This window comes from Yoonia sp. (genome assembly GCF_036007805.1).
In the GTDB taxonomy this organism is placed as follows: Bacteria; Pseudomonadota; Alphaproteobacteria; order Rhodobacterales; family Rhodobacteraceae; genus Yoonia.
Genome location: NZ_DASYOK010000248.1, coordinates 1 through 8,700 on the forward strand (window position 1 = coordinate 1; position 8,700 = coordinate 8,700).

Genomic DNA, 8,700 nt, shown 5'->3' on the forward strand with positions numbered 1-8,700 from the left:
CACCTGCGGCCCTTCCTTGTGGTAAAGCTGGAAATTCGCCATGGCGCGGATCGTGTCGAGCGGTAGCCCTAGCACTTCTGCGGCGCGCTTCTGGTCGATCAATTCCTCTGCCCGCAAGAACACCTGTTCCGACAGGTTGCCCCGAAACCGCGTGGACACCTCGGTGACCCGTTGCGACACGCCGATTGTGTGAATGGCGCGCTTGCGACCGCGCGCGCATATCTCGACAAAGCCCGGACACCGCGCCTCCCCGCCATGGACGGGAAACGCCGTGTTCAATTCGTCCGCCACCAGCGTCAGACGGTGCGCGGGGTTGGTGCTTTCGCGGTAGGGTTCCTGCGCAAAGACCACCAGCCGCGACAGGTTGGACAGCGCCGCGCTCTCTTTGCCCGGCGGTGGCACATAGGCCAGCCGGAACGATTGCCACTTGGCCCGCATCCCCGCTTTGATCTGGTCGAGTGTGCTGCAACGCGTCACACCACGTAGCTTGCCGGTGAATTCATCTTCGGGGTCGAAGATCACCAGCCGCTTCGTGGTGCGCACTAGGTCGATCACAACGGTCGTTTTGCCCGATCCAGACGCGCCCCACACGCCAATGCGTCCCGCCTGTGTCATGCTGCCCGTTGCTCCGCTGCCATCCAGTCCACGGGCGATGTGTCAGGCGGTGGCGGTGGCGGTTGTTTGCGCTGCCCCTCTTTGGGGGGTTCGTGTTCAATCGGTGGCGCATTGCGGGCATTCAGGATAGCGCGCATCACCATGACCTTGCCGATCAGGAACGGCCCCAGCGTCAACAGGTGCGCCAATGTCTCCGATTGTGGCAACAGCGCCGCCGGATAGTAGATTTCCAGCAAGCTGTAGAGCGCATCGGACGCCGCCCGCGCGGCCCCCTGTTCTGTCGGCTGGATGCCCAAGGGTTTGAAGTCCGGCATGATCTGCCCGGGCAAATCAAAGGACGTGCGGAACAGCACATAGAAGCCGTCACGCGTGACTTTTTCCGGCTCGACCGGCCCAAAGTCCGCGCCGATTTCGTTGCCGTCGTCGTCCAGATGCACAATGCCCGCCGCGTCGTGATCCTGTTCGATTTCTTCCACCCGGATCGTGTCCAGATGCGCGCCGCCGTCAGAGGTCGAAGGGGTCGAAGTTTCCGCTAGGGGCGGGCTGTCGGTCTGGCGTGTCGTTTTGAATTCCGGCAGGTCGTTCATCGGGTGCTTCCTTGCTAGGGGGGGTTGGGTCCGGTTTCTTGTCGCGCGCGGCTAGGTAGTCGCGCTGCATCTTCTGGCTGGCGTGGGTGCTGTAATGGTGCCGCGCATTGCAGGCGGGGCCATCGTCAAACGCGCCGGCGCAATACACATAGGCGCGCCCGTTCTTGTCCAGTTTGGCCGTGGCCGGTGTGCCGCACTCGACACACCGGACGCGCGCAACCTCGGTGCCTTTTGGCAGGTTGGGCATGTCACGCCCCCCCTGTCGGTGTTTCGTCGGTATAAGGCGCGATTGCGTCTATCAGCTCGAGCACCTGCCCGATCAGGTCCGCCGTGATCATGGCCGTGTCCCGGATGTGCTGCGGGTTGGTCAAAACCGTTGCCGGTGTGGTGTCCGCGATCCGGCGTTTCAAGCCGTCCAGCGCCGCGCGCGCTTCTTGTGTCTGCATCTGTGGTAATCCTATGTTTGGTTTCTGCTAGGTAGCATAATACCCCAAAGCGGGGAAGTCATTCAGCGCGCACCCGGTCTGCTTCATTCGACCACATCAGAAATTTGCGGTGCCATTCCCTTTGGTGTTCGGCGTCCCATTTGGGATCACGCGAATTCAGGCTGGCGTGATGTGCTGCCAATTCCAGCCCGTCGGCAATCACGTGCTTGCGGTAAAGTCTTGTCTCTTTGTCCATGTCTTTCCTCATGTGGTTGGTTGGTGGTCTGGTGCGGATTTTCAACCGTCACCCATTCTCTGCGGCCCGAAGGGCCTCATTCTCCCAATCGTTCCAGATTGTCCGGGCTTCGCCGTAGGTCATGCCGCGCTTGCTGAGCAGTTCGGTGAACGTCACGCCGTTCAGGCGTTGTTCACCGTCGGCACAGACGCCGGAGGCGTCGGCAGGTGCCGCCCCGCGACTAGCGGGGGCCTTTTCCCCTCTTGATAAAGAGGGATGAGGGTTTAGGTGCCCGTCTTGTGGGGGGGGGTCTGCCCGTCTTGTGGGGGGGGGTCTGCCCGTTTGGCGGGCAGGGTCATTTTGCACCATTGCGGGCACCGTAAAGCGGTAAATGTTCGCATCGCCGCCGTCATAGTTGTGACCGCGTGACGCGTAGCCGATCACCCCGGCATCCCGTAGCTGTTTGGTGGCCTTGATCACTGTCTTGCGATCTGACGCCCCTATGACCCGCGCAAGCGTGCTGTGTGCAAGCTGGTGGGGCATCACGCCCGTCTGCCAGTCGATCTTTCGGCAGATGTAGTGCAGACAAGCCATAGCCGGGATGCCGCAACCGTGATCCAGCGCGACCGCCTCGATCATATCCTGATATTTGGGGCCATAGGGCTTTGAAGGGCGGCGCTCCATCAGGCTGTGGCCTGTGCGCGCGCTCCTATCGCATCAAGGCGCGCCCGTATCCGGTCGGCCTCACCTGACTTTTCGAGCCGGTGCATTCGCGTTTCAATGCTGCGCTTGCTGCGCTTGATCAGCAAAATGCGCGCGATCTGCGCATAGGTGAATTGCTCCGCCCGCAGTTTGACGATGTGCAAATCTTCTTCTGCACTAAAAGCTAGTCCGCGTTGTGCCATTTGTTTCGCCTTGTGTCTTGCGAAACCGGTCTACGCCATATATAGGGGTATCACGCGCCAAGCGTTCGCTATCCCCCCCGATCTCTGGTTTGATATGTGGTAATACTAAACTAGGGGGGGATAGCACCTTAACAGGCGCATTCGCCTGTCAAATATGCTTCACGTGTTACTGATTATGCGGCATTCCGATCTCATTTGATAATGTGGTAAGGCCCTTATAGCGTATTTGGCACAAGTCACAACACAAAATATAGAGTATTCCCCTATTATGAGTGATCCCCGATATAATGACATAGCCTGCAACCTGCGCCGCTTGGCCGATGATCTGGACAAACAGGCCCGCGACCACCGCCGCTTGGCCGATCAACTCGACCACCTCGTCAACAATCCCCCGGACCCGATCAAAGCCCCGCCACACCTTGCCGCACTGGACGCCGCCGCGCTGCAACTGGTCGATCTGCCAGCCGCCGCGATCCGCACCCAAGCGCCCATTGTGGCCCGTGCCGCAGGCCAGCAAGTCCTGCCCGTGGCGATCCGCGCCCAACACCTGCGCAAAGCCCGCAAAGACGCCCTGCGCCGCCGTCAGACCGTGACGGTCATGTCCGCCCTTGCCAATGGCGCAAAGCTGGCCCAAGCCGCCCAGAAAGCCGGGATCAGTGAAGCCACCGCCCGCCGCCTGCGCGATGCATGGCGCGATGCATAAAAAAGGCGGGCACAACGGCCCGCCAGTTCGGCAATCAATCTGTTTCGCGCCCTAAGACGCCATCCCGTGCGCCATAATCACAACCCACGCGGCCCCGCTGCCAACAGCGATAAACCCAGCGGCCAAAAGCCACTTCAACACCGTGCTCACAGGATAAACCGCTTTGCCAGTGACAGTCCAAAGCCCAACAGCACCGTGACAGCGCCCCCGACCGCCGTGGCGGTTTCGCCATCGGCCAATCCGGTCGCCAGCAAGGCCCCGCCCAAAGTCGTGCCGCCATGCCGCGCCACCGATCCGATAAAGTTCTCCGTCAAAAGCCATTTCATTGCGCAATCTCCTTTGCTGTCTGCTCGATCCGTTTCAGCCGGGTTTCCGCCTGATCCATCCACGCCGTAAAGCGCCCCATTTTCCAGAAAATGCCCAACAGCAAGCCGATGCTCACCACGTCCGACAACACACTGAATTCATCCAAGCCGGTCATTTGACAACACCCCCCGCCTGCAAGGCGCGGTAGGACACATAAAGGCCCCCCGCGACAATCGCGTAGCGTGACAGGTTCGACAGGCTGTCCGCCGCCTCTCCGGTCTCTTTTGCGGCCCATCCCAGCCCGTAAATCCCTGCAAGGGCCAAACCGCCCCAAATAATCGGTGCTGGCATTCTCTACACCCCATAGCCTGCGTTGAATTTGTTCAGCCAAAGGTTGGCAAACTGTTGGTTGGTCATGTTGTCATTGCCCCCATTCAGCCGCACCTGCGCAGAACCCACGGTATCCACCGCGCGCCCGTTCGGATTGCGCAACAGCCGTGCCGCCCCGCCTGCCCCTTGCTGGTGCGCAAGATACAATTCTGCGGCCGTCGGTTCGCGCCCCAGGACGCTGCGCAAATGCCGCGCGTTGTCCTGGGCAAGGCGTGACGCCGCGTCGGTCGCCTGCACCGGGTCAAAGCGGTTCGTCAGGCCATAGGCTTGCGCCGTGCTGTTGATAAACTGGAACAGCCCGCCCGCGCTGGAACGCGGGTTCTGTGCGTTGGGGTTCAGACTGCTTTCGATCTGTGCGGTGCGGTAGAGATACCCCCCGGGCAGCCCATATTGGCTTTCATATTGGTCGAAGTCTACGCCACCCGGACCGCGCCCTGATGTGGTCGGTGCCCGGTCGATCTGAAACCCCGTTTGGCTGGTGGTGCTGATGTTGCCCAACAGCCCCTCAATGTTCACGCCCGCGCTGGTCTCTTGCCGCGCGCCGCCCAAGCCGTCAAACAGCGCCCCGATGCCCCATTCCAGCACTGGCGCCCAAGGGGTCAGCCGGTTCGTGTTGCCCGCCGGTGCCGACGCGGGCACATAGACAAACTGCGGTTCCTCATTGGCCCGCATGTTGCGGTAAACCGCATATCCGACAGCCAAAAGCCCGCCGAAAAGAATTGCAGATGTTGCCCGCGCCATTAGATCACCCCCGAAGCGGTGACAATCCACCCGGAAGCTGAGAATTCAACGTCACACCATTCACCAACTGCAAGATTTTTACCCGTCGCCCCAATGATCAGGCTAAAAGCGCCAGTGGCACCGCCTGTGCGGGTGATGCGAAATTTTGCGCCGCTATACGCGTTTGTTGTCGATAATGTGACTGTGCGATCAGCCGTGAGCGGTGATTGCCAAATGTTGGTAGGGAAACTGCTGCCAACTGTCAGCGTCGCGCCAGCATCGCCGTGGTTCGTAAACACTTGCGGCAAAACGCCTAGCGGAAGCCATGTCCCCGGTGTGCCCGAAACAATGCAGGCCCATCCCACAATCGCGCCGCCGTTCTGTGCATTGCTATTCCATACCTTGTCGCCGCGCTTCCATGTGCCGCCCGTTGGTGGTGCGGTATCGTGCCATTCACTAACTTCCGTCGCGCCGCCCGAAAAAGATTTTGTGACGCTGCCGGTGAACGTCGTGCCCTTCACGTCCCAAGAAAGCCGCTTGTCAGGCAAACCAGCATTCAGCGACAGACGTGCGGTGCCGCTGCCGCTGTCATAAATTTCGTTCCCGACGAAATGAAGGCCGTTCACCTCACTGAGGAAGACATGCTTGTCCTGCCAAAACCCGCCGATCACATTCAGCCCGTAGACAGTGCTGTCGGCATAGAGGTTATAGGTGTAGTTGCTCTCAGCATAACACCCGATCACGTTGACGCCCGATGCGTGCTGCAGGACAAGGCCATAGGCGACATCGGCCCCGGTCAGGTTCACGCCGTTCCCGGTAAAATCACAAGACGTAAATGTGACCCCAAAATTTCTATCTTCAGCCGCCGCACCAGAGAGGCTGCACCCTGCGAAGCCGCTGCTTTCGGCGTTGCCATTAAATAAACAATGGTCAAAATGCACGGCGTTCAGCGCGCGGTTCGCGGCAAATCCTGACTGTTGATTGTTACTAAAGGACACCTGCCGAAAAGCAGACGAATAACACCGAATTGCTTGATACCCGTGCCCCCCATGGCCGGAAATCCATACGTTCTCAAGCTGCACCATTGTCTGATTAACATAGAAGCCATCACCCGATGCCGCATTTCCAGATACAAGCAAATTAGCAAAGCGCATCTGGCTATCGAAGTTTCCGGCAAATGGGGTGTTGTCGATGGTAATGGCCGCACCGCCTGACACATTCATATTGTGCAGCCGGGATCCACCGTTCAGATTCTTGTCGTATGCCTCACCGATGATATTGTAGCTGAATTGCGGGTCAAACGTCAGCCCAGTGTGATGATAGGTTCCTTCCGGCAGGTATCCAGAACCGTTTTGGCTGGCATTGATCCACGCTTGAAGTGCATCGGTGTCGTCGGTCACGCCGTCACCTGTTGCGCCGAACGCCTTTGCATTTAGAGCATTGCCTAGCGCAATGACATTTAATGCCTGCCCGCCTGCGGTGTTTTGCCCAAGATTTCCGGTTGTATCGGTGCATACATAGCTAAAACCTTCCCGGCGTGTCTTTAAAACGGTCCCAGCACTAAAGGTATTGCCATCACTCAGCACCGCCGCCACATCATCAAAAAACACCGGCACCCGATCAACTCGATCAGCCCTTGTGTCGGTCAGCGGGTTGGTGTCCGGCTGGCCCTCATAGGCCGCTTTAATCTCTGCCGCCGTCAGCGCCGCCGCGCCGATCCCGTTGGTAATCAACTGGCTCATGTTATGCGCTCCGCTTGGTCTCGAACACCGCAACGCTGATTGCGCCGCCGTTCGGGTTGTGAATTGACACCGCGTCGGTGGTCGTCAGGATCACGCCCTCTTTGGCATCCAAGGGCCAGCCCTGCGCGCCGGTCTCGCTCGGGGTTTGCACCCAAATGCGATCAGCAGTTGACAGGTTGCGAATGGCGATTTCCACCCGCGTCGTGTCCGATCCTGCCAGCGCCACCGTGGCCCCTGCCCCGATACTGACAGGCGCGCCGGTGGTCAGCGTGTCCGGTGCCACCGGTTTCACCCCAATGGCTTCGGCAGGAATGAACCGGTTGTCTGCAAAATCCCCGCGCCCGATGCCAATACGCACCGACACCGCCGCCCCGCTTGGGTTGTGCACCGTCAACATGCGGAACGCGACCTTGGGGCGCACCGTCAGACCGTTTTCAAAGTCGTTCTGCGGGCCGCTGTCGAATGACAGTTTGAAAGCAGCACTGGCGCTCAAACAACTGACAAAATCGCCCGGTGCATGAACCTGCACAAATTGCCCGGCGGGAATTTCAATGCGCCGAATGACATAGCTTGCGGTGTTGGTGCTCATCGTTGCCCCCAAATGGCCCAGACGGCAAAGGCCAGCCCCGCAACGGGGATGCCTAGCCGGATTGCTTGTTCTGACAGGCGGGCGCTTTCTTCCCGTTCTGCCTCTAAGGTGCGGAACAGCGCATCGCCGATTTCACGCGTGGTTTCCTGTGCCGTGCTTTGCACCGCCATCAGCGCCGCATCGGTCGTGTTGCCCATTTCCATCAAGGCCAATTCGCCCAATTCGAAGGCTTCATCGGGCACATGGTGGATCGTCACTGTGTCGCCTGACACCGCGACGTTGTTCTGCCCGTCGACCGCTACGCGCTTGTCAACTGTGGTGTATTGGCTGGCGCGGCTGGAACTGGAACTAGACATAGCGCACCCCCCATTTGCCGGGTTCGATCTGCACGGCTTCGCACCCCTTTTGCACAAGCAACAGCTTTAGACCGGGGCGCATGGTCTCACAGTAGACCGCTGCAGCCCCTACGGCCCGTTTCAGGGCGGTGAAGGCGCGGTAAAGGGCATCGGTGGCCCCAGCGTGCGCTTTTGCCGTTGCTGCGGCCATGACGTGAATGTGCGGCGCGCCATCGTCAAAGGTGACTTCCCAGAGAACACACCCGATGCGGCCTTCCTTGTCAGACATGGCCCACAGTTGCGCGCGGCCTTCGACCCATGCTTGCCGCCAACTTTCGAGATGTTCCGATGCATCCGCGATCAGGGCCAATTCCTGTTCGGCCTGTTGATCCCATGGGACCACGCCAAAGCCTATTTGCGCATTACTGCCCATGCGAGAATTCCAATCACTAGCAAGGGTGCCACGCGCTCGATCGTCGCCGCGATCCCTTGTTCTCGTTTGAAGTTGAACGCCCCTGTCGCAGACCACCCGTCCATGCCACCGGCATCGGAAACGGCTGGCCCGCTTGACAGGTTCAGCGGGGGAAGTGGTACAGGACCGGCAGACATGGCGTCACCGGTTCACAAGGTAATAAATACCAAAGCCCACGCCCGCGATCAGCAACAGGTTAGACGGGTTCATGCCACCAGACCGCACCGCGACCGGTTGCGGCTGTGCGGCCCCGCCATCGCTGGCCCCGAGATGGTTCAACAGCGCCGTGCCAACGGTCTGCAAGCCGTTCACAAAGCCGGTCTGACCATTGGCATTGACCGTGTTTACCTCGCCGCTGGGGCGCATGTTGCTGGACTGGAACGCGCTCAAAACGTCGGTGAAAAAGTTCGTGTTGAAAGACGGGTTCCAGCCGCCACCACCGCCGCTCTCTTGCTGGTTCATCGCGTTGTTAAACGTCGGACTTTGCAGCTCATAGGGCACATTTTCCCAAAGGCTCATTGTTCGTTTCTCCTAAAAAGGGGACGGGGTGCGCGATTGCACCCCGCCCTACGCGTTAGCGGCCCTGAAGGCTTTCGGCGTACATGGTGAAGTTGCCGGTTCCGGTGAAGGTCGGCTTGATGCGGAAGTCCTGCACCGCCATCGGCAAGGCTTCGGC

Annotated in this window: 16 protein-coding genes; 1 reads left to right on the forward strand and 15 read right to left on the reverse strand. The window is 59.8% G+C overall.

The genetic code is table 11. The features are described 5' to 3' along the window. The 6 genes from VGP75_RS13355 to VGP75_RS13380 form a co-directional block, all read right to left on the reverse strand. Positions 1-615, reverse strand: a 615-nt coding sequence (locus VGP75_RS13355) for an ATP-binding protein (RefSeq protein ID WP_327544140.1), incomplete at its 3' end; no start/stop codon positions are given. Continuing rightward, positions 612-1,202 carry a hypothetical protein gene (locus VGP75_RS13360; RefSeq protein WP_327544141.1) on the reverse strand — a complete coding sequence of 197 codons (591 nt, stop codon included), beginning with the start codon at positions 1,200-1,202 and terminating at the stop codon, positions 612-614. The genes VGP75_RS13355 and VGP75_RS13360, both read right to left, overlap by 4 nt. Before the next feature lie 248 nt (positions 1,203-1,450). Next, the gene (locus VGP75_RS13365; RefSeq protein WP_327544142.1) at positions 1,451-1,648 is read right to left on the reverse strand and encodes a hypothetical protein; all 198 of its coding nucleotides are present in this window, start codon (positions 1,646-1,648) and stop codon (positions 1,451-1,453) included. Between the two features lie 58 nt (positions 1,649-1,706). After that, the gene (locus tag VGP75_RS13370; RefSeq protein WP_327544143.1) at positions 1,707-1,883 is read right to left on the reverse strand and encodes a hypothetical protein; all 177 of its coding nucleotides are present in this window, start codon (positions 1,881-1,883) and stop codon (positions 1,707-1,709) included. Positions 1,884-1,931: 48 nt separating this feature from the next. After that, complete coding sequence (locus tag VGP75_RS13375) at positions 1,932-2,546, reverse strand: hypothetical protein (protein WP_327544144.1); 615 nt, start codon at positions 2,544-2,546, stop codon at positions 1,932-1,934. Further along, positions 2,546-2,767, reverse strand: coding sequence for a hypothetical protein (locus VGP75_RS13380; protein WP_327544145.1), 222 nt, complete (start codon positions 2,765-2,767; stop codon positions 2,546-2,548). The genes VGP75_RS13375 and VGP75_RS13380 overlap by 1 nt, the downstream gene beginning before the upstream one ends. A gap of 268 nt (positions 2,768-3,035) precedes the next feature. Here VGP75_RS13380 and VGP75_RS13385 point away from each other — a divergent pair, with 268 nt between their 5' ends. Beyond that, positions 3,036-3,470 (forward strand): hypothetical protein, encoded by a 435-nt coding sequence (locus VGP75_RS13385; RefSeq protein ID WP_327544146.1) that lies wholly within the window; start codon positions 3,036-3,038, stop codon positions 3,468-3,470. Between the two features lie 146 nt (positions 3,471-3,616). Here VGP75_RS13385 and VGP75_RS13390 read toward each other — a convergent pair whose 3' ends face one another. The 9 genes from VGP75_RS13390 to VGP75_RS13430 all read right to left on the reverse strand — a co-directional run bounded on the left by VGP75_RS13390 (position 3,617) and on the right by VGP75_RS13430 (position 8,543). Beyond that, entirely contained in the window at positions 3,617-3,796 is a 180-nt protein-coding gene (locus VGP75_RS13390; protein ID WP_327544147.1) for a Pam3-gp28 family putative phage holin, read from the reverse strand. After that, positions 3,793-3,951, reverse strand: a complete 159-nt coding sequence (locus VGP75_RS13395; protein WP_327544148.1) for a hypothetical protein — start codon at positions 3,949-3,951, stop codon at positions 3,793-3,795. The genes VGP75_RS13390 and VGP75_RS13395 overlap by 4 nt, the downstream gene beginning before the upstream one ends. Further along, entirely contained in the window at positions 3,948-4,127 is a 180-nt protein-coding gene (locus VGP75_RS13400; protein ID WP_327544149.1) for a hypothetical protein, read from the reverse strand. Before VGP75_RS13400 ends, VGP75_RS13395 begins: the two co-directional genes overlap by 4 nt. Positions 4,128-4,130: 3 nt before the next feature. After that, positions 4,131-4,907, reverse strand: coding sequence for a transglycosylase SLT domain-containing protein (locus VGP75_RS13405; protein ID WP_327544150.1), 777 nt, complete (start codon positions 4,905-4,907; stop codon positions 4,131-4,133). Then, positions 4,907-6,628 (reverse strand): glycosyl hydrolase family 28-related protein, encoded by a 1,722-nt coding sequence (locus tag VGP75_RS13410; protein ID WP_327544151.1) that lies wholly within the window; start codon positions 6,626-6,628, stop codon positions 4,907-4,909. Before VGP75_RS13410 ends, VGP75_RS13405 begins: the two co-directional genes overlap by 1 nt. 1 nt (position 6,629) lies before the next feature. Then, positions 6,630-7,217: a hypothetical protein gene (locus VGP75_RS13415; RefSeq protein ID WP_327544152.1), complete on the reverse strand. Its 588-nt coding sequence runs from the start codon at positions 7,215-7,217 to the stop codon at positions 6,630-6,632. Beyond that, entirely contained in the window at positions 7,214-7,573 is a 360-nt protein-coding gene (locus VGP75_RS13420) for a hypothetical protein (protein WP_327544153.1), read from the reverse strand. Before VGP75_RS13420 ends, VGP75_RS13415 begins: the two co-directional genes overlap by 4 nt. Beyond that, positions 7,566-7,985 carry a hypothetical protein gene (locus VGP75_RS13425; protein WP_327544154.1) on the reverse strand — a complete coding sequence of 140 codons (420 nt, stop codon included), beginning with the start codon at positions 7,983-7,985 and terminating at the stop codon, positions 7,566-7,568. The genes VGP75_RS13420 and VGP75_RS13425 overlap by 8 nt, the downstream gene beginning before the upstream one ends. Positions 7,986-8,165: 180 nt before the next feature. Continuing rightward, positions 8,166-8,543: a hypothetical protein gene (locus tag VGP75_RS13430; RefSeq protein WP_327544155.1), complete on the reverse strand. Its 378-nt coding sequence runs from the start codon at positions 8,541-8,543 to the stop codon at positions 8,166-8,168. Positions 8,544-8,700 lie beyond the last annotated feature (157 nt).

Bases quoted from the DNA above. Each gene is read 5' to 3' on its own strand.
- VGP75_RS13410 (WP_327544151.1), bottom strand. From the start codon at position 6,628: ATGAGCCAGTTGATTACCAACGGGATCGGCGCGGCGGCGCTGACGGCG.
- VGP75_RS13380 (WP_327544145.1), bottom strand. From the start codon at position 2,767: ATGGCACAACGCGGACTAGCTTTTAGTGCAGAAGAAGATTTGCACATC.
- VGP75_RS13390 (WP_327544147.1), bottom strand. From the start codon at position 3,796: ATGAAATGGCTTTTGACGGAGAACTTTATCGGATCGGTGGCGCGGCAT.
- VGP75_RS13400 (WP_327544149.1), bottom strand. From the start codon at position 4,127: ATGCCAGCACCGATTATTTGGGGCGGTTTGGCCCTTGCAGGGATTTAC.
- VGP75_RS13420 (WP_327544153.1), bottom strand. From the start codon at position 7,573: ATGTCTAGTTCCAGTTCCAGCCGCGCCAGCCAATACACCACAGTTGAC.
- VGP75_RS13425 (WP_327544154.1), bottom strand. From the start codon at position 7,985: ATGGGCAGTAATGCGCAAATAGGCTTTGGCGTGGTCCCATGGGATCAA.
- VGP75_RS13360 (WP_327544141.1), bottom strand. From the start codon at position 1,202: ATGAACGACCTGCCGGAATTCAAAACGACACGCCAGACCGACAGCCCG.
- VGP75_RS13405 (WP_327544150.1), bottom strand. From the start codon at position 4,907: ATGGCGCGGGCAACATCTGCAATTCTTTTCGGCGGGCTTTTGGCTGTC.
- VGP75_RS13430 (WP_327544155.1), bottom strand. From the start codon at position 8,543: ATGAGCCTTTGGGAAAATGTGCCCTATGAGCTGCAAAGTCCGACGTTT.
- VGP75_RS13365 (WP_327544142.1), bottom strand. From the start codon at position 1,648: ATGCAGACACAAGAAGCGCGCGCGGCGCTGGACGGCTTGAAACGCCGG.
- VGP75_RS13415 (WP_327544152.1), bottom strand. From the start codon at position 7,217: ATGAGCACCAACACCGCAAGCTATGTCATTCGGCGCATTGAAATTCCC.
- VGP75_RS13375 (WP_327544144.1), bottom strand. From the start codon at position 2,546: ATGGAGCGCCGCCCTTCAAAGCCCTATGGCCCCAAATATCAGGATATG.
- VGP75_RS13395 (WP_327544148.1), bottom strand. From the start codon at position 3,951: ATGACCGGCTTGGATGAATTCAGTGTGTTGTCGGACGTGGTGAGCATC.
- VGP75_RS13385 (WP_327544146.1), top strand. From the start codon at position 3,036: ATGAGTGATCCCCGATATAATGACATAGCCTGCAACCTGCGCCGCTTG.
- VGP75_RS13370 (WP_327544143.1), bottom strand. From the start codon at position 1,883: ATGGACAAAGAGACAAGACTTTACCGCAAGCACGTGATTGCCGACGGG.